At 61.0% G+C, this 18,283-nt stretch carries 15 protein-coding genes; 7 read left to right on the forward strand and 8 right to left on the reverse strand.

The window, feature by feature from the left end; translation table 11 throughout:
• Positions 1-177: 177 nt before the first annotated feature.
• Both SIB92_RS06855 and mazG read right to left on the reverse strand, forming a co-directional pair.
• Positions 178-1,191, reverse strand: coding sequence for a Fe(3+) ABC transporter substrate-binding protein (locus SIB92_RS06855; protein WP_412555089.1), 1,014 nt, complete (start codon positions 1,189-1,191; stop codon positions 178-180).
• Positions 1,192-1,268: 77 nt separating this feature from the next.
• Positions 1,269-2,102: a nucleoside triphosphate pyrophosphohydrolase gene (mazG, locus tag SIB92_RS06860; RefSeq protein WP_412555090.1), complete on the reverse strand. Its 834-nt coding sequence runs from the start codon at positions 2,100-2,102 to the stop codon at positions 1,269-1,271.
• A 65-nt stretch (positions 2,103-2,167) separates the two neighbouring features.
• On the opposite strand from mazG, the gene SIB92_RS06865 reads away from it, so the two are divergent.
• From SIB92_RS06865 to SIB92_RS06875, 3 genes are all read left to right on the forward strand, one after another.
• Positions 2,168-3,328, forward strand: a complete 1,161-nt coding sequence (locus SIB92_RS06865; RefSeq protein ID WP_412555091.1) for a M20 aminoacylase family protein — start codon at positions 2,168-2,170, stop codon at positions 3,326-3,328.
• Positions 3,329-3,437: 109 nt separating this feature from the next.
• Positions 3,438-4,397 carry an agmatinase gene (gene speB / locus SIB92_RS06870; protein ID WP_412555092.1) on the forward strand — a complete coding sequence of 320 codons (960 nt, stop codon included), beginning with the start codon at positions 3,438-3,440 and terminating at the stop codon, positions 4,395-4,397.
• A 133-nt stretch (positions 4,398-4,530) separates the two neighbouring features.
• Positions 4,531-4,926: a DUF1499 domain-containing protein gene (locus SIB92_RS06875; protein WP_412555093.1), complete on the forward strand. Its 396-nt coding sequence runs from the start codon at positions 4,531-4,533 to the stop codon at positions 4,924-4,926.
• Here SIB92_RS06875 and SIB92_RS06880 read toward each other — a convergent pair.
• The gene (locus tag SIB92_RS06880) at positions 4,858-5,169 is read right to left on the reverse strand and encodes a hypothetical protein (protein ID WP_412555094.1); all 312 of its coding nucleotides are present in this window, start codon (positions 5,167-5,169) and stop codon (positions 4,858-4,860) included. The genes SIB92_RS06875 and SIB92_RS06880 overlap by 69 nt on opposite strands.
• 61 nt (positions 5,170-5,230) lie before the next feature.
• Between SIB92_RS06880 and prfA the strand changes: the two genes are divergently transcribed.
• From prfA to SIB92_RS06895, 3 genes are all read left to right on the forward strand, one after another.
• Entirely contained in the window at positions 5,231-6,280 is a 1,050-nt protein-coding gene (gene prfA / locus SIB92_RS06885) for a peptide chain release factor 1 (protein ID WP_412555095.1), read from the forward strand.
• On the forward strand, positions 6,277-7,110 hold the full coding sequence (prmC, locus tag SIB92_RS06890; protein WP_412555096.1) for a peptide chain release factor N(5)-glutamine methyltransferase: 834 nt from the start codon (positions 6,277-6,279) through the stop codon (positions 7,108-7,110). Before prfA ends, prmC begins: the two co-directional genes overlap by 4 nt.
• A gap of 222 nt (positions 7,111-7,332) precedes the next feature.
• A complete protein-coding gene (locus SIB92_RS06895) occupies positions 7,333-7,989 on the forward strand; it encodes a DUF4167 domain-containing protein (RefSeq protein ID WP_412555097.1) in 657 nt (218 codons plus the stop codon).
• A gap of 89 nt (positions 7,990-8,078) precedes the next feature.
• On the opposite strand, the gene SIB92_RS06900 is transcribed toward SIB92_RS06895, so the two are convergent.
• The 3 genes from SIB92_RS06900 to SIB92_RS06910 all read right to left on the reverse strand — a co-directional run bounded on the left by SIB92_RS06900 (position 8,079) and on the right by SIB92_RS06910 (position 11,281).
• Positions 8,079-9,047: a Gfo/Idh/MocA family protein gene (locus SIB92_RS06900; RefSeq protein ID WP_412555098.1), complete on the reverse strand. Its 969-nt coding sequence runs from the start codon at positions 9,045-9,047 to the stop codon at positions 8,079-8,081.
• Between the two features lie 104 nt (positions 9,048-9,151).
• A complete protein-coding gene (gene rpoH, locus SIB92_RS06905) occupies positions 9,152-10,048 on the reverse strand; it encodes an RNA polymerase sigma factor RpoH (RefSeq protein WP_412555099.1) in 897 nt (298 codons plus the stop codon).
• 204 nt (positions 10,049-10,252) lie between these two features.
• Entirely contained in the window at positions 10,253-11,281 is a 1,029-nt protein-coding gene (locus SIB92_RS06910) for an RluA family pseudouridine synthase (RefSeq protein WP_412555100.1), read from the reverse strand.
• Here SIB92_RS06910 and SIB92_RS06915 point away from each other — a divergent pair.
• The gene (locus SIB92_RS06915) at positions 11,280-11,603 is read left to right on the forward strand and encodes a DUF6476 family protein (protein ID WP_412555101.1); all 324 of its coding nucleotides are present in this window, start codon (positions 11,280-11,282) and stop codon (positions 11,601-11,603) included. The genes SIB92_RS06910 and SIB92_RS06915 overlap by 2 nt on opposite strands.
• A gap of 49 nt (positions 11,604-11,652) precedes the next feature.
• On the opposite strand, the gene SIB92_RS06920 is transcribed toward SIB92_RS06915, so the two are convergent.
• Positions 11,653-13,395 carry an adenylate/guanylate cyclase domain-containing protein gene (locus tag SIB92_RS06920; protein ID WP_412555102.1) on the reverse strand — a complete coding sequence of 581 codons (1,743 nt, stop codon included), beginning with the start codon at positions 13,393-13,395 and terminating at the stop codon, positions 11,653-11,655.
• On the reverse strand, positions 13,395-18,272 hold the full coding sequence (locus tag SIB92_RS06925; protein WP_412555103.1) for a PKD domain-containing protein: 4,878 nt from the start codon (positions 18,270-18,272) through the stop codon (positions 13,395-13,397). The genes SIB92_RS06920 and SIB92_RS06925 overlap by 1 nt, the downstream gene beginning before the upstream one ends.
• Between the last annotated feature and the right edge of the window lie 11 nt (positions 18,273-18,283).

The raw sequence follows: 18,283 nt of genomic DNA on the forward strand, positions 1-18,283 counted from the left end.
ACCTTTTTTACTACCAGTTCCGGTAAACAAAACGGACTTTTTTGAACGCACAAGGGGGAAACTCTGATCTCTCGTTCGAATATCTCTCAGCATTTGCACCACAAAAGCGGACGTTTACTGCAAACGTAAAAAAGGCGGCCCCAAAGGCCGCCTTCTTCGTCTCTCTCAACAGCCAGCTTAGCCGTCGAAATCAACCTGCTCGGTGATTTTCAGCGCCTGGGAGCGGTGACCGGCGAGGGTCATCAGGTTCACGTCATCTGCGGTGAACGCGCCCCAGCTTTTCACCAGATCAGAGGCTTCGGTGCCCGGTGCGATTGGGTACTCGAAGTTGGCTTCCGCGTAGATTTCCTGCGCCTTTGGTGAGGTCAGGAATTCCATCATCTTGATGGCGTTGTCCTTGTTTGGTGCAGATTTGGTCAGCGCCACACCGGAAACGTTCACATGGGTGCCGCCGTTCTCGAAGGTCGGGAACACGATGCGCACGCTGTCGGCCCATTCTTTCTGCTCTTCATCACCCAGCATCTTGCCCATGTAGTAGGTGTTGCCCACGGAGATGTCGCATTCGCCAGCCCAGATCGCTTTCACCTGCGCGCGGTCGTTGCCTTGTGGCTTGCGTGCGAGGTTGGACTTCACGCCTTCCAGCCAGGTTTTTGCGCCCTCTTCACCGTGATGCTCGATCACTGCGGAGGTCAGCGCCACGTTATAGGCGTTGGTGCCGGAACGGGTGCAGATGCGGCCTGCCCACTTTGGGTCAGCCAGATCTTCGTAGGTGGTGACTTCACCGTCCGCCACGCGGTCTTTGGATGCGTAAACGATACGAGCACGGGTGGTCAGACCAAACCACTGGTTACCAGGGTCACGGTACTGCGCTGGGACGTTGGCGTTGATCACGTCGCTTTCCACCGGCTGGGTCAGACCTGCGTTCACAACACCGGCCAGACGGGAGATGTCCACGGTCAGCACGAGGTCAGCAGGGGAACGCTCACCTTCGGCTTCCAGACGCTCGATCATGCCTTTTTTTAGGTATGCCACGTTCACTTTGATGCCGGTTTCAGCGGTGAAAGCATCGGTCAGCGGCTTGATCAGCTCAGGCTGGCGATAGGAGTATACGTTGACTTCTTCAGCCAGAACTGGCGCGGCAACGGCTGCAGCGGCTGTAAAGAAGATCGACGTGGAAAGGAATTTGGTCATGTCATCACTCACGGTGTCACGGTTTCGATGACGCCGCTTTAATCCGAGTTTTTTAATCAGGTCAATACCTGAATAATTCATTCAGGATTAATTTTCCGTGACTTCTCTTCTGCTTTGACCTCATCCCACAGCGCATCCATCTCGGCAAGATCGCTCTCCTGAGGCGTCTTTCCGCGGGCTTTGAGCTTGGCCTCAACCCCCTCAAACCGCCTGACAAACTTGGCATTTGTGGCCCGCAGCGCCGCCTCGGGTTCGATCTTCAAATGCCGCGCCAAATTGGCGATCACAAACAGCATGTCGCCAAACTCTTCTTCGATCTCCGCCTGCGACAGCGTGTCCCGTGCCTCAGCCAGTTCTCCGGCTTCCTCAACGATTTTGTCGACCACTTGAGAGATTTCCGGCCAGTCAAACCCCACCCGCGCCGCGCGGTTCTGCAATTTCACCGCGCGCAGCAACGCTGGCAGCCCAAGCGCCACGCCATCCAGCGTGCCTTGCTGCGCCTTCCCTGCCCGTTCCGCCGCCTTCACGGTTTCCCAGTCGCGGGTCTGTTGTTCAGGAGACTTATCGCGGCTCTCGTCGCCAAACACATGCGGATGACGCGCCACCATCTTGTCCGACATCGTGTCCGCCACCTCGTCAAAGGTGAACAATCCCCGCTCCGTCGCCATCTGTGCGTGAAACACCGACTGGAACAGCAAATCGCCCAGTTCTCCCTTCAATTCGTCCCAGGCCTCGCGCTCAATCGCATCCGCCACCTCATAAGCTTCCTCGATGGTGTAAGGTGCAATGGTCGCGAAATCCTGCGCAATATCCCAAGGGCAGCCGGTCTCCGGATCGCGCAAACGCCGCATGATCTCCAGAAGTCGCGGCAATCCGCCGTTGGGATTGAGAATAAGGGGATCTTCGGCCATTGCGTCGCGCTCCGGAATTTGCTTTTGATGTTAACTGAACGACCATTCAGAGAAGGTGTCCACCCATGCCTGTTGTAAACCGTATTGCCGATTTTTCCGACGAAATGAAGGGCTGGCGTCGCCACCTGCACGCCCACCCCGAGCTGGCGTTTGATTGCCACGACACCGCCGCCTTTGTGGTCGAGCGTCTGAAAGAGTTTGGCGTTGACGAAATCCACGAAGGCATTGCGACCTCCGGCGTGGTTGCGATCATCAACGGTCAGGGCGACGGCCCCACCATGGGCCTGCGCGCCGACATGGACGCCCTGCCGATGGATGAGATCACCGGTCTGGAGCACGCCAGCACTGTGGACGGCAAAATGCACGCCTGCGGGCATGACGGCCACACCACCATGCTACTCGGCGCAGCCAAATACCTCGCAGAGACCCGCAAGTTCTCCGGCCGCGTGGCGCTGTTCTTCCAGCCTGCCGAAGAAGACGGCGGCGGTGCCGGTGTGATGGTCGAAGAAGGCGCGATGGAGCGCTTTGACGTGAAAGACATCTACGCCATCCACAACGTGCCTGGTCTGCCACTTGGCGAGTTCCACACCACGCCCGGCCCGATCATGGCGGCTGTGGACAGCTTCACCATCAAGCTGCAAGGCAAAGGCGGCCATGGCGCTTACCCGCAAGACACCATCGACCCGGTGGTGGCCGCAGTGGCCATGGTCAACGCCATCCAAACCATCGTCAGCCGCAACCACGACACCCGCAACGAATGTGTGGTCTCTGTCACCCAGATTCACGCCGGCTCCGCCGACAACGTGATCCCTGATGGCGGTTTCATCAACGGCACCATCCGCACTTTTGACAAAGAGGTGCAGGCCATGATCCACCGCCGTCTGGACGAGATCACCAAAGGCACCGCGGCCGCCTATGGGCTTGAGGCCGTGCTGGACATCGACGTGGGCTACCCCGCCACCGTGAACCACGAAGCGCAAACTGCCTTTGCCGCTGACGTGGCGCGCGACATCGCTGGCGACGTGGCTGTGAACGCGGATCAAGGAATGGAAATGGGCGCAGAGGACTTTTCCTACATGCTCGAATCCCGCCCCGGCGCCTACCTCTTCCTGGGCGCAGGCGAAGGGGCTGGCCTGCACCATCCGGCGTTTGATTTCAACGACGATATCTCCCCAATCGGCGCCTCGTTTTTCGCCCGTCTGGTGGAAACAGCGCAGCCGCTGTAAGCAATTTGCGGGCGGTCTTGTCACAAGATCGCCCGCACAGCGTCTTCAGGCTTGACCTTTCCGGTGAATTTGCGAAATTTGATCAAATTCTGCAGGAAGGAACACGCCCATGGCACTGGAAGATGCCAAAACCCAAGTTGATATGGCCTTCACCCGCGACGACCCGCGCGGTTTGAGCTTTGAAAACACCTTTGGCGGGGCCACGTCCTTCCTGCGCCGCCGCTATTCCAAAGACCTCACCGGCGTCGATATTGCCGTGACCGGCATCCCCTTTGATCAAGCCGTTACCAACCGCCCCGGAACTCGCCTTGGCCCGCGCGCCATCCGCGAGGCCAGCGCCATTCAGGCGTTTGATCCGCCCTATGGCTGGGGCTACGACCCGATGAGCGAACTGAACATCGTGGACTACGGCGATGTGGCCTTTGACTACGCCCGCGTGGCCGACTTCCCCGAAGCTCTGACCAACCACATTCGCGGTATTCTCGCGGGTGGCGCAGCCAGCATTGCTTTGGGCGGCGATCACTACATCACCTACCCGATCCTCAAGGCCTATGCCGAAAAATTTGGCCCACTGAGCCTGTTGCAGTTTGACGCCCACACCGACACCTGGGCCGATGACGAACCCAACCGCATTGATCACGGCACCATGTTCTACAAGGCCGTTAAAGACGGTCTGATCGACCCCAAACGCTCCGTGCAAGTTGGTATCCGCACAGAAAACCCGGACACGCTTGGCTTCAACATCATCGACGCGCGCGAGGTGCATGAGACTGGCCCGGTGGCTGTGGCGCAAAAAATCCGCGAAATTCTGGGCGACCACCCAACCTATCTGACCTTTGATATCGACGGGTTGGACCCGGCCTTTGCCCCTGGCACCGGCACGCCAGTCTGGGGTGGCCTCACCAGTGGACAAGCCAGCATCATCCTGCGCGACATTGCCGGCATCAATCTGGTGGGCGGCGACGTGGTCGAGGTCTCCCCCCCTTTTGACACCACCGGCGCCACCGCCGTGGCCGGCGCGCATATTGCCCTGGAACTGATCTGCCTCTGGGGATGGACGCGGCGTTAATTCGCACCCCTCTGGAAACCAGCACAGGCGCCGCTTAGGTTGCAGGCGTCGGGTGATCCACCCGGCGCGCCAAAGCGTATGATCTCTAAAACGGGGGCGCAGCGCTTCGGCCTGTGAGAGTGGGGTGCGGAAAATGACATTTCTATGGTTGATCGTTGTGCTGGCCATTGGCTTTGCCATCTACGTGCGCGTGGCGCCAAGCGATACCGCCAAATGGCACAAGGAGCCGCAGGTCGCCCATGACAGCGACAACGAGAACTCCGTCCGGCGGTTGGTGATGTCAGGCCGCGACGGTCTGGCCCGCTTTCATCAAGTGGCGGTCGGTACGCCGCGCACCACCGTTCTTGCCGGCTCTGTCGACGAGGGCATGGTCACCTATGTGACCCGCTCCAAGCTCCTGGCCTACCCCGATTACACCACCGCCTATCAGGACGGTGACATGCTCAAGGTCTTTGGCCGCTCACGATTTGGACGCAAGGATTTTGGCGTGAACGCCAACCGCGTCGAGGCTTGGATCGACGCTCTGTAACGGCGCATTCAGACTGGAGCTCAGGCATCCGGGCGAAATCTCCCGCCACATCGGCACATTCAGCGACATCTGGCACTGCGCCATAAACATGCGCCCATCCACCTGCAAACAGATGGTCTCGCCAATCTCGATGCGCTGGCCTTGTTTGTCGGTACAGTAGCAATCCACCGGCACGCCGTTGATCATGCCATCCGCTGTGGCCGTGCTCGCCAAAAGGGCAAATATCAGGGTCAGCTGTTTCATACGCTCAGTATAGCGCAAACCCCGCCCTTGACCAAACCCGCGTATTGTCCCACTTAGCGGCATGGTACCGATAGAACGACTGCATCAGATCACCCAACGTTTTGAGTTCCTTGAGGCCCAAATGGCCGAGGGCAGCGGCGATATTGCTGCGCTCGCCAAAGAGTACTCCGATCTCAAACCTGTGGTGGAGCAGGTGCAGGCGTACCAAAAGCTTCTCAGCGACATCGAAGAAGCCGAAGAGATGCTGACGGATCCAGACATGAAGGATCTGGCCGAAGAAGAACTACCAGAGTTGCGCGCTGCTTTGCCGGAAGCCGAGCACGCCTTGCAACTCGCGCTCCTGCCCAAAGACGCCGCAGATGCCCGCCCCGCCATTCTGGAAATCCGCCCTGGCACTGGCGGCGACGAAGCGGCCTTGTTTGCCGGAGATCTCTTGCGCATGTACCAGCGCTATGCCGAAACCCGCGGCTGGAAGCTGGAAATCCTCGAAGAGAACGCCACCGAACTGGGCGGCATCAAAGAGGTTGTGGCCCATATCAAAGGCGAAAACGTCTTCGCCCGCATGAAATACGAATCCGGCGTGCACCGCGTACAACGCGTACCCACCACCGAAAGCGGCGGGCGCATTCACACCTCCGCCGCCACCGTCGCAGTACTACCCGAAGCCGAAGACGTGGATATCCAGATCGATGCCAACGACATCCGCATCGACACCATGCGCGCGTCCGGTTCTGGCGGTCAGCACGTGAACACCACCGATTCCGCCGTGCGCATCACCCACCTGCCCACCGGCATCATCGTGACCAGCTCCGAAAAGTCCCAGCACCGCAACCGTGAGATCGCGATGCAGGTCCTGAAAACCCGTCTGTTTGATCTGGAACGCCAACGTCTGGCCGATGAACGCGCCGCCGAGCGCGCCGGGCAAGTGGGCTCCGGCGACCGGTCCGAGCGCATTCGTACATACAACTTCCCCCAAGGCCGCATGACCGACCACCGCATCAACCTCACGCTGTATAAGTTGGATCAGGTGATGCAAGGCGATCTCGATGAAACCATCGACGCTCTGACGGCAGACGCCCAAGCGGCGGCACTGGCGGAGATGGAGGGGTGAGCCAGACGGTTCAGGACGGCATCGTCTTTATCACCGACTACCTACGTCGAGACGGGATTGACAGCGCAGCTTTGGATGCAAGGCTGATCATTTCGAAGGTTCTTGGCGTGGACAAAAGCCGCCTAACGTTGCACCTGCGTGAGGAGTTCTCTTGGGACCAACTGGAAAGTGCCTATCTCCTTGCCGTCGACCGCGCTGACCATACACCGATGAGCCATATTCTTGGCTATCGCGAGTTCTATGGCCGCCGGTTTGAGGTCAACAAACATGTGCTTGATCCCCGCCCCGAAACCGAAACCCTGATTGCCCAAGCCCTGACAAAACCCTTCTCTGAAGTTTTGGACCTCGGCACTGGTTCGGGCGCAATAGCTGTGACCCTTCTGACTGAACGCTCCAGCGCATTGGGGATCGCCACCGACCTGTCGCCAAATGCTCTGAAGGTGGCCGCCCGCAACGCCGACAGCCACGGCGTCTTGCCGCGTCTACACTTTGAGGAAAGCGACTGGTATGCCGTCGTCGGGGGCACCTTCGACCTGATCGTCTCCAACCCACCTTACATCGCGCTCGATGAAATGCCCTTCCTCGCTCCGGAACTCGCTCACGAGCCGCGCATGGCTCTCACAGATGAGGCCGACGGTCTCACCGCTTATCGTAAGATCGCCGCTGGCGCGCCAGCGCACCTCAATGCGGGTGGCTGGCTGATGGTGGAGATCGGTTGGCAACAAGGTCCAGACGTGGCTGCGCTCTTTAAGGATGCGGGCCTGACAAACGTCGCCATCAAGCCCGATCTGGACGGACGCGACCGCGTGGTGATCGGGCAAAAGGCCTAAAACCCACGCAAATTTTCCTTTTTGCAAGCTTTGGCGCGATAAAAGCACTTGTGCGAACGCCCAAGGCGCAATATCAAGTTCGTGTCCTTTTGGTGGATGCCCCGTTAGCGGGCGGTCCCGATTGGACATCAAGCCATAAATTGTCGCCCCCGGAAGACAGAGCGCACGAGGCGTGAAACGGGATGAGCGATTGCCATTGACCAAGGCTGGATTACAAAAACAATGAGATCTTCGAAGTCACGTTCGCGGAATAAATCTAACCGCAACCGTCCCTCCGGCAACATCGTCAACCGCGTGTTTGACAGCTCCGGCCCAGAGGGCAAGGTGCGCGGCACCCCTCAGCAGGTGATCGACAAATACAACCAGCTCGCCCGCGACAGCCAGTTGGGCAATGACCGGGTTGCCACGGAAAACTTCCAACAGCACGCCGAGCATTACCAGCGCATGCTGAACGAAGCGCAGCGCGAACAAGAAGCGCGCCGCGAAGAGCAGGACCGCCAGAACCGTGAGCGTCAAGCCGAGCGCGACCGCGAACGCCGCGAGCGCATGGAACGTCAGGAACGTGAAGGCAATGGCGGTGGCTCCCGCGACAAGGCCCCTGCCCCTGTGGAAGCTGACGCGCAGCCCGTTGTGGACCCCTCCGAGGCGGATCAGCCCGACCTGATCGTGGACGTGGCCGAAAGCAATCTGGTGGAGACCCCAGAGGCCGAAGCGCCTGCGCCAAAGAAAGCGCCCCGCAAACGGGCACCGCGCAAAAAGGCCGAAGACAAGACCGACGCACCTGCGGAAAAGTCTGAGAAGAAACCGCGCCGTTCCTCCAAAAAGGCCGAAGCCTCTGCGGAGGCCGCGCCCGCGGAAGAGAGCAACGCCGCCGAATAATCCGGCTTGCTGATCAAACAACAAACCCCTCGCAAGCGCCGGCCTGCGAGGGGTTTTCTTTTGTCTGATAGGTGCCTGACTGCGCGGCGTCAGCCCTGCGCCAGCACCTGATCCATCATAGCTTGCGTGCCGCGCGCCTGCTCCAGCGGCCAGGCGTAGGTCTCACCCTCCCGAATGGCGCGGCCAAAGGCCTCCACCTGCTGCACATATTGGTTCACCACCGGAAAGCGCTCGATCCGCTTGGTTTGATCCGGCATCGACATGTGCAATTCCGCCTGATCAAATTTGCCCGCGTTGAACGGACAGGTCAGCGTCATCAGCCCCTTTTCCCCATGGAAATGCACCTCTTGGCGCGGCGCAGAGCGGATCGATGTGTAGGCCTGATAGGTGAAGCCGTCGAAGGTGAACCCCATATCGGCGAATGTGTCGACGCCGTGCTCCCATTGCAGCCGCGCATAGTCGAGCTGCACCGGTTCCTGCCCGGTGGCAAACCGCACACCACCCATCACGTATACGCCAATGTCGCGTAGCCCGCCTCCACCGGCCGCTGCCTGATTGCGAATGTTACCCGTGTCGTCGTTGAAAAACGAAAACGCCGCATTCACATGCACCAATTTGCCAATGGCACCCTCGGCCAACAGCGCTTTGGCCCGCTGCCATTGCGGATGGTGCACAATCATATAGGCCTCCGCCGCCAACAACCCGGCCGCATCCCGCGCGGCAATCAATTTGTCGATCTCCGCCACATCCATGCCCACCGGTTTTTCGATCAGCACAGGCTTGCCCGCCTCCAGCGCCTTGATCCCCCACGCGACGTGCAGATGGTTGGGCAGCGGGACATAGATCGCGTCGATCTCCTGGTCGGCCAGCATGTCCTCATAGCTCTGATGGTGGCGCACACCAGGCGCAAAGGCGGCAAAACCAGCCACCTTCTCGGCACTGGACGAGGCCACGGCGGCAAGCTCTGCGCCAGTGGCGGCATGGATCGCAGGGCCCATAGTGGTCTTGGCAAAATTGGCGGCTCCGAGGATGCCCCAACGGACAGGTGAGGTGGTCATGATAGCGCTCCCATTTGATGCGCCCACCCTAGCGGCTCCGCCCCCGCGGACAACAAAAAACCGGCCCGCTATGGGGCCGGTTTCTGTTTTCATCTGCGAAGCGTTTAATGCGCCGCCAGCATCCCGCGAGACGCCGCCAACTCGCGCATCCGCTTCTGCAGCTTCTCAAAAGCGCGCACTTCGATCTGACGGATCCGCTCGCGGCTCACATCATACTGACCACTCAGGTCTTCCAAAGTGACCGCCTTCTCCGCCAAACGGCGCTGGGTCAGGATGTCCTTCTCACGGTCGTTCAGCACCTCCATGGCCTCCACCAGAAGCTCGCGACGGGCGTCCAGCTCGTCTTTTGCCTCATAGTCCGCAGCTTGATTGGCGGTTTCATCCTCCAGCCAGTCCTGCCACTCCATGGTGCCTTCGCCTTCGGTGCCAACCTGCGCGTTCAACGAAGCATCCCCACCGGACAGGCGCCGGTTCATCGAGATCACCTCGTCCTCGGTCACGCCAAGGTCGGTGGCAATCCGCTGCACGTTTTCCGGACGCAGATCACCGTCTTCCAACGCGCCAATACGGGCTTTCGCCTTGCGCAGGTTGAAGAACAACTTTTTTTGCGCCGAGGTGGTGCCAAGCTTCACCATGGACCAGCTGCGCAGCACATATTCCTGAATGCTCGCGCGGATCCACCACATGGCATAGGTCGCCAGACGGAAGCCCTTTTCAGGGTCAAACTTCTTCACCGCCTGCATCAGCCCCACGTTGGCCTCAGAAATCACCTCGGCCTGCGGCAAGCCGTAGCCGCGATAGCCCATGGCAATCTTGGCCGCGAGGCGCAGGTGAGAGGTCACCATTTTATGCGCGGAATCAGCATCTTGCTCTTCGACCCAGCGTTTGGCCAGCATGTATTCTTCTTCTGGCTCCAGAAGCGGGAACTTGCGAATTTCCTGCAGATACCGGTTGAGGCCACCTTCTGGTGTGGGTGCCGGCAGATTTTTGTAGTTGCTCATGGCTGATGCCTCCCTTGTCTGTCTTACGCTGCTTCACTGCGCGTATGTTTAAACCTTTAACATCCATGTAGGGCGCTAACGGAAGGTTTCAACCTCGGCGCGCAAAATTCTGACTCTCACAGTAAGTTTTTTGCCGCGGTGTTTCCATGGCTGACGCGGTTTCTCACAGCCACGTGCAGATTGTTACAGGCAGGTTTTCGCGCATTATTGCCCGCCGAGGTCGGCAATCAACTGCGCCATATCTGCGGGCACCGGCGCTTCAAACCGCAGATCCTCACCGGTCACCGGGTGCTCAAAACCCAACACAGCCGCATGCAAAGCCTGCCGCGCAAAGGCTTTGGCAGCCGCCGCGCCTTTTATACCAATCGCCTTTTCGCCCAGCTTACGCCGCCCGCCATAAACCGGATCGCCAATCAGCCCGTGGCCTGCATGGGCCATATGCACGCGGATTTGGTGTGTGCGTCCGGTTTCCAGCCAACATTCCACCAAACAGGCCACCGCAGGGTTGCCAAAAGGTTCGACAATCCGCACCCTTGTCACCGCATGACGCCCACCTTCAAACAACACCGCCTGCCGCTGTCGGTCGGTCTTGTGTCGCGCCAGATGAGTGGTGACTTTCATGATGTTGCCGGGCTCGAAGTTCACCCCGCGCACGCCGCGCAGACGCGGATCATTGGCATCCGGCACGCCGTAACACACCGCCCGGTAATAGCGCTCCACGGTGTGGGCCTCAAACTGTGCCGCCAGCCCTTGGTGGGCCGCGTCGGTTTTGGCCACCACCAGCAACCCGCTGGTTTCCTTGTCGATCCGATGCACAATCCCGGGCCGCTTCATGCCGCCAACCCCGGACAGCGTGTCGCCGCAGTGATGCAGCAACGCATTCACCAGCGTGCCATTGGGCGTGCCCGGCGCCGGATGCACCACCATGCCCGCCGGCTTGTTGATCACAATCAGATCATCATCTTCCCAGATCACTTCCAACGGGATGTCTTCCGGCCCGATGTGGCTCTCTTCGGCCACCGGCACCGTGATCACCACTGTTTCGCCGCCCGCAACTTTGAGCTTGGGATCGGTCACAACCGCACCGTCCAGCGTCACACTGCCCTCCGCAATCAGCTTCGCCAAACGGGTGCGGCTCAGGCTGGCTTCCACTGGCACATCGCGCGAAAGCGCCTTATCAAGACGTTTGGGCGGGTTGTCCGCAATCACAAATTCTACAAGGGCCTCAGCCATGGACTCTTCTCCGGAACCAATTGAACCCGCCAACCTGCGCTTCCTGCGCCTATTGGTGACGGGCATGACGGTGGTGATGGTTGTCGGGCTTTTAGCCTTGGTTGTCCTGCTTGTCATGCGCTTCCGTGACGATGGGCCAATCTTGCCGGAAAACCTTGTGCTGGAAGACGGCGCGGTGGCGCAGGCGGTCACCATGGGCGACGGCTGGGTGGCGATTGTGACCGAGGACAACCGCATCCTGATCCATGACCGCATCACCGGCGCGCTGCGTCAAGAAGTGGTGCTGTCTCCGGGCGCGTTTGGCGCGTCAGTTAGCGAATAAAAAGGGGCGTTGCCCCCGGCGCAGCAGGCTGCGCCTCCCCCAAGGTATTTCAGGAAGAAGAAAGCGCGTTTGAGGGCGACGGCGATGCCTCTTTTTGGGCCGCAAATACGGTCACCGGCGCGGCGTAGCCCTTGAGGCGCACAGCTGGCAGGTCTTGCAAGATGACGCCTTCATCGACCAGATCGCTTGTGTCGCGATCCACCAGCACCTGCCACGGGCCCGCCTTAGCGCAGAGCCGTGCCGCCAGGTTCACGGTAGAGCCCAGGACCGTATAGTCCATCCGGTCGCGTGCCCCCATGGCCCCAAGCACAACGTCACCTGAGGCGATGCCCACGCCCACCGCCAGTTCGCGCGCGCTTTGAGCGCCAAAAGACGCCGCCAGCGCCTCTTTAATTTCCACGCCACAGCGCACGGCGCGATCCTCTTTGTCCTCGCCGACAAACATCGCCATCAGCTCATCCCCGACAAATTTGTCGATATCGCCACCATGGCGCTCGACAATCTCTGACTGGATTTCAAAATAGCGGTTGAGCACGTCGATCACCTCTTCGGGCGACACGGTTTCCGAAAACGCGGTATAGCCGCGAATGTCAGAGAACAGCATGGTCACCTCCCGTCGCTCTCCGCCGCGCTGCATCCGGTCGCCATCCCGGTTCTGAATGGCCGACACGGTCTCGTGGCTGACGAATTTCATAAGCTCCAGCCGCTCGCCCAATTGCCCGGCCATCACGTTGATCCGCCCGGCCAGATCGCCAATTTCGTCGCGAGAGCGCACGCCCTCCACCCGTTGTGAGAAATCTCCCTCACCCACAGCATCCGCCACCCGGCCAATTTTCAAGATCGGGCGTGTCAGCCGACGCGAGAAAATCAGCGCCCCGACGGAGGCCGCAGCGAATCCCAGACTGCCAACAATCAAAATACGCTGCATCATCTGTGTAACCACGGCATAGGCCGTCTCTTCGCTCAGCTCGGCAATCACCGCGAAAGGGAACCAATCCGGAAAGGCATAGGCCCCCAACATCGCCGTGCCATCCGGCCGCGCATACGCCTCCAACGCATCCGCCCGCGCCCCCGCCACAATCAACGGCATGGCAGAAGCGACAATAGCCCGGTCGGCCAAAACCTCCGGGGCCTCTACCAGCACGGCCCGGCCAGCGTGATCCACTATGGTGATCTCTCCTCGTGCGGTGAACGGATGGCGCAACACGCTGCGTTGCAACATGCTGAGGTTGATCCGCGCACCAAGCGTGAGCTTGCGCCCGGCAATAGTGCTCTCCAACGGTAGAGCCAAGGTCGCCAACCAATCTCCGGTTTCTGACAATTGGCTGATCAGTGGCCGCCCAAACTGACCGGTGTCTTCGATATTCGCCAGCAACTCATTACTGATGGAGAGCGTCTGCACCGGATCAAGGCCAACCTCAGCCAGCTGTGCAGCAAAATCCTCATTGCTCACCAACACCGGAATGTCGGACCCTTCCACGCTCAGCTGCAAGGACACCACATCCGGCAATTGCGCCATGCCTTCGGTCAACAGCGCCACCTTTAGGGCCACGTCCAGCTCCGGGTTGTCCACGCCAGAGCGGATCACCATCAACGGCGCGAGCCAACGCCCTTGATACAGGCTGTCAAACTCGCTGCGCAGCTGACCGGCCACGCCGGTAAGGTCCTCATTCACCGCGCTTTTGAGTTCCTCGCGGGCAATCTGCACTAGGTTATTGCCCACCAGCGCCAAAGGCACCACGGCGATCAATGCCGCAAACAGAAAGAACTTAAGCGGCAGCGGAAACCGCATCAATTGCCCTCACCCCGGGCCACGGCCAGCACCTGAACGCTGTCAGTGGACACGCCACAGGCCAAGCTGGTGCTGTCGCGCGCGGTTACCGTGGCCGTGTACGTGCCCGGCGCGCCGTAGGCATGGCGGGTCACGGCACCATAGCCGCCTGCGCCGTCGCCAAATTGCCAACTGACCTCCACGCCATGCCCATCTGGATCGCTCACATCGCTGACGTCAAAGCGCAGCACATCATGCGCCGCCCCCACCGGGGTTTCGCGGTCTTGACCCGCGCTGATCACCGGCGCGGCATTCACCAAAATCTCCGCCGTGTCCTGCCCCACGGCACAGCTGGCACCGCTGTCATCCGTCACAATCAACGTCGCGGTCACAGGCCCTGCAGCATCAAACCGCCGGCTGATCTCTGCGCCGGACAGTTCCACACCGTCAGAGAACCGCCACAGCAGATCGGTGACTTTGCCATCCCGATCATAAGCCCCAGCCCGAAACGAGACCTCTTCGCCCGGACAAACCACACGGTCAGGCCCCGCGTCGGCGGTCGGCGGCGCGTTCACCCGTGCATAGACCTGCTCCAACTGGCTGGAGTTCTCCAAGCCTTTGCCATCATCTGTGGACACCGTGACTGGATACAGCCCCGGCGTAGCATAACGATGGGTCACCGCCGCGCCTTTGCCCGTGCCCCCGTCGCCAAAGTCCCAAGCTACCGCCACCCCCGGACCCACCGATAGCGCCCAGGCTTTGTCGTCACCCGCGCACAGCGCCCCGGCTACATCGACGCCGGTCAGCGGCGCCGGGTTCACCTGCATCTCACGAGTCCAAGTGGCGCTGCTGTTGGCTACCCCCGCATCATCCGTGACCTCCAACGACAAGGCATAGACGCCCGGCGTTTCATACCGATGCACCACCGACACGCCCTCCGCCGTTTGACCGTCTCCAAAGTCCCAGAGGTAGCGGGTGATCACCCCGTCGCTGTCCACCGCGCCAGTGGCGTCAAACCGCGTCAAAACGCCCGCCGCCACCTGTGCAAGTGCGTCCACCTCTGGCGTTGGCGCGGCGTTGATCAGGATCTTGTGGCGGGTCACCAATTGCCCGCAGTCCTGCGTGCCGCCTTCCAGTGTTGTGGTCAGTGTCGCCAAATAAGCCCCCGGCTCGACAAACGCATGGGACACCTCCGCCCCCTCGGCTGTGCCGCCATCCGAGAAGGTCCAGTCATACCGCACCGGCTCGCCTGTTCCGGCCTCATCGCCCAACACAGCGGCAAAGGACACGGCGCTGTTCACCGGCGCACGCTCCACCGCTTCAATGCGCTGACTGCGCGCAGGCAAGACCTTCACATTGACAGTGTCGGTATCCAGCGGGCTGCATTCTCCAACCGCATCGCCAGTGATGGTGAGTGTGACCGCATAATCGCCCGCCCGCTCAAAGCTCTTGATCGGCGTGGCGCCGCTGGCCCGGCTGCCATCGCCAAAGGTCCACTCAAACCCGTTCACTGACCCATCCGCATCGGTGGAACCGCCGCCATCCATGCGCACCTCTTGATTGACGCAGACCGTCATATCCGGCCCCGCATTGGCAATCGGTCCCTCGCGCACAATCACCGCGATCCGGTCCAGATCAGACCCACGTGTGCTGCCGCTTTCATCTTCCACTTGAAGAGTGACCGGGTAAGTGCCTGGCATTTCGTAGGTTTTGGTGGGATTGATCACCTCAGACAACGTGCCATCGCCGAAGTCCCAGAGGTACTTCAGCAGGTCGCCATCCTCATCCGCGCTGGCCGAGGCGTCAAAGATAATCGACTGGCCAGAACATACATCTTTGTTGCCCCCGGCATCCGCCACCGGCGCGGCGTTGATGATCACCGTGGTGGCATCTACATCGCGTGCGTTGCTTAGGCCGGTGCCATCATCCACACGCAACGTGACCGGATAGCTGCCCGCTTTGGGGAACACATGGCTGACCGTCTTACCAATCACCGGCGCTGACCCGTCGCCAAAATCCCAGAGGTACATCAACGCGTCTCCATCCGCGTCGCTGCTGCCTCCGGCATCCAACGTGACCAACAACCGGTCCGTATCAATCGCTGGACCTGCTTCTGCTTCAGGACGGTGGTTTACATGGATGGTCACGCTGTCCTGCGCCGTGGAGTTGGCCACGCCGCTGCCATCTCGCACCACAAGCCGCGCGTTGTACACGCCCGCCGCTGGCCAAGCGCGCTCCACCACCGCGGCCTCCAACGGGGCCTGCAGGTCGTCAAACTCCCAGCGGTAGCCAGCCAGCAGCCCGTCTTTGTCAAAACTCGATCGCGCATCAAACCGAACCGTGTCATCTGGTGCCACCCGCAGATCCGGCCCCGCCTGCGCCACCGGCGGCGCATTCACGGTGATCAGCACCTCGCTCTCATCCACCGCGCCGCCACCGACAAAATCATCGGTCACTTGCAAGCGCACCCGATGCAGCCCCGGCGTTTCAAAGCGCTGCGCCACCCGCACGCCGTCTTGCGTGCTGCCATCCTCAAACAGCCAGAGATACTGCGCCACCGCGCCATCCGGATCCACCGAGGCCCCACCGTCGAGCACAAACTCCTCGTCCGGCGCGACGGTCAGCGCAGGCCCCGCGTCGGCAATGGGTCGGCTATTGACCACAACTAGCATCGTGTCCCGATGGCTGCTTTGCGGCGCACCGCTGTCATCTGTGACTGTTAAGGCCACCTCGTAAGCCCCTGGAATTTCGTAAAAATGCAGCGGTCTCAAACCTTCTGCCGTGCGCCCATCACCAAACTCCCAGACATACCTTGCAATCTGCCCGTCAATGTCGCGCGATCCGCTGCCGTCAAACTGAACCTCTGATGCGGTGACAAACTGGTCCGGCCCGGCCTCCGCTACCGGGCGTGTGTTCACGACCACCTCAAACCGGGTGCGCTGGGTCGCCGATTGCGTGCCGCTGTCATCAATCACGGTGAGGGTTACCTCATAGACACCGGGGGTCGCCCAGGCGTATTCCGCCACCGGCCCCTCGCCCATGGCCCCATCGCCGAAGTCCCAGAGGTGCGACAGGATCACCCCATCTGCATCGCTGGAGCGGCTACCATCCAGAATCACCGCCTCCCCAACGGCCACCGGCGCCTCCGGCCCTTCGATTTCCGGCACCGGGGGGGCGTTCACACGAATGATCAACCGGTCGGTGCTTGTCGCATTGGCCACGCCACTGTCGTCGCGCACGGCCAAGGCCACCTGATAGATCCCGGGCTGCTGATACACATGCGTCACACGGCTACCGTCGCGCTCTGTGCCATCCCCCAAGTCCCAAACATAGCCGGTGATGGCCCCATCCACGTCATAGCTCGCCGCCCCGTCGAGCGTGACCGCCCGCCCCACGATGGTGCTCACATCCGTACCCGCCTCGGCCACCGGCGGGAAATTCACCATCACCAAACGGGTCGCCACGCCAAAGTTACAGGGATGCACCGCATCATCGCTCACCCGCAAAACCGCGCGATAGTCGCCCGGCTCGGTGTAGACATGGCTGGCCTCCACCGTGTCTGCAGCCGCCCCATCGCCAAAGCTCCACAGGTAGCGGGTGATCGGACTGTCTGAAGGCAACGATCCCGCACCGGAAAACGGCACCACATCGCCCGGCGCCACCGTGATCGCACTGCCCGCCACGGCCCGTGGCGCCACACGCACATGCACCGGCACCTCTGCCTCAGCCCCGCGCGCCGCCCGCGTGCCCGGCAAGCGCACCCGCAGCCGTGCATCATACCGCCCCGGCGCGCCGTAGCTGTAGACAATCACCGGCTCTTCCGAACTGGCCCCGTCACCATAGTCCCAACGGTAAGCCAACAACGGATCGCCCTCCGTCAAGCTGCCGTCAAACGCCACGCTGGAACAATCCGCCAGCTCCCGCGCCCGTGGCAGCGCCTCGGGCCGCGCAGGCTCCGGTGCCAAACGTGGCGGCATCAGCATCGGCACCGCCTGGCCGTCCGCGTCAAACAGGCTCAGCGTCACATCATTGGGTGTCTCAAACCCTCCCTGAAGCGTCAGAGACAGAATGTCCTCGCCCGCCAGCTCTTCGGCACGAACAACCTCACTGGCCCAGACATTCTGACCCGAGGCGCGCAGCGCATAGTCCGAATACATCCGGTTGAGCCGTAGATCGCCCCGCGCCCCGTCAAAGTTCTGCACCGTCAGATCCCCTGTGGTGGCCAGAAACTCCACGCGTGTGCCCGGCCCAGAGCCGGGCCAGCGGATGGTGGGTTGATAGGCGATCATCTCCAGCCCCTCAGGCCGCCGATGCGCATCTCTCAGAAGGCTCACATCCACGTTGAACCCATTGCCATCATCCCCGTCCGCCCCAAGCACTTCCAGCCGAAACCACGCACGGTCGCCAATCACCTCACCTTGCCGCGCCCGCACACTTCCCAGCGACACCCACTGCTGATCGGTTTCTTCCTCGGCCCCAAACTCGGCTTCCCGCAAGACCTCCCCAGCACGCGCAGCCAAAACCGCGTCGCGCGTCATCTTGGTGGGCGTCTCGCCATCCGCAACCGGCACGGGCATGGGCACCCCGCTGCGCGCGCCGTCACCGCCATAGACCCGATAGAACGTGCGGGAATTGCCCCCGCCGCCGTAGCGAAAATCATGCTCCCCACGCATTTCAGGGTCAAACACGCGCACATAAACTCTATCGCGCAACTCACTCGGAACGCTGAAAAGTATCACCTCTCGGTGATCAATGTCGCCTTCCCGCGTCGGTGCAGCGGAGCCATACACAACCAATTGACCATGATCTGCAGGCGGCGCCATGTCCTGCGCTTTGGCCTGTGCCTGCCAAAGCCCCCAAGCCGACAAAACTGCCACCATCAGTTTCAGCCAAGTCATGCGCGCGCTCC

The sequence above is a fragment of the Shimia sp. MIT1388 genome, from assembly GCF_047124445.1.
In the GTDB taxonomy this organism is placed as follows: domain Bacteria; phylum Pseudomonadota; class Alphaproteobacteria; order Rhodobacterales; family Rhodobacteraceae; genus Shimia.

Coding starts and splice junctions, on each gene's coding strand:
- SIB92_RS06855 (WP_412555089.1), bottom strand. CDS start 1,191: ATGACCAAATTCCTTTCCACGTCGATCTTCTTTACAGCCGCTGCAGCC.
- mazG (WP_412555090.1), bottom strand. CDS start 2,102: ATGGCCGAAGATCCCCTTATTCTCAATCCCAACGGCGGATTGCCGCGA.
- SIB92_RS06865 (WP_412555091.1), top strand. CDS start 2,168: ATGCCTGTTGTAAACCGTATTGCCGATTTTTCCGACGAAATGAAGGGC.
- speB (WP_412555092.1), top strand. CDS start 3,438: ATGGCACTGGAAGATGCCAAAACCCAAGTTGATATGGCCTTCACCCGC.
- SIB92_RS06875 (WP_412555093.1), top strand. CDS start 4,531: ATGACATTTCTATGGTTGATCGTTGTGCTGGCCATTGGCTTTGCCATC.
- SIB92_RS06880 (WP_412555094.1), bottom strand. CDS start 5,169: ATGAAACAGCTGACCCTGATATTTGCCCTTTTGGCGAGCACGGCCACA.
- prfA (WP_412555095.1), top strand. CDS start 5,231: ATGGTACCGATAGAACGACTGCATCAGATCACCCAACGTTTTGAGTTC.
- SIB92_RS06895 (WP_412555097.1), top strand. CDS start 7,333: ATGAGATCTTCGAAGTCACGTTCGCGGAATAAATCTAACCGCAACCGT.
- SIB92_RS06900 (WP_412555098.1), bottom strand. CDS start 9,047: ATGACCACCTCACCTGTCCGTTGGGGCATCCTCGGAGCCGCCAATTTT.
- rpoH (WP_412555099.1), bottom strand. CDS start 10,048: ATGAGCAACTACAAAAATCTGCCGGCACCCACACCAGAAGGTGGCCTC.
- SIB92_RS06915 (WP_412555101.1), top strand. CDS start 11,280: ATGGACTCTTCTCCGGAACCAATTGAACCCGCCAACCTGCGCTTCCTG.
- SIB92_RS06910 (WP_412555100.1), bottom strand. CDS start 11,281: ATGGCTGAGGCCCTTGTAGAATTTGTGATTGCGGACAACCCGCCCAAA.
- SIB92_RS06920 (WP_412555102.1), bottom strand. CDS start 13,395: ATGCGGTTTCCGCTGCCGCTTAAGTTCTTTCTGTTTGCGGCATTGATC.
- SIB92_RS06925 (WP_412555103.1), bottom strand. CDS start 18,272: ATGACTTGGCTGAAACTGATGGTGGCAGTTTTGTCGGCTTGGGGGCTT.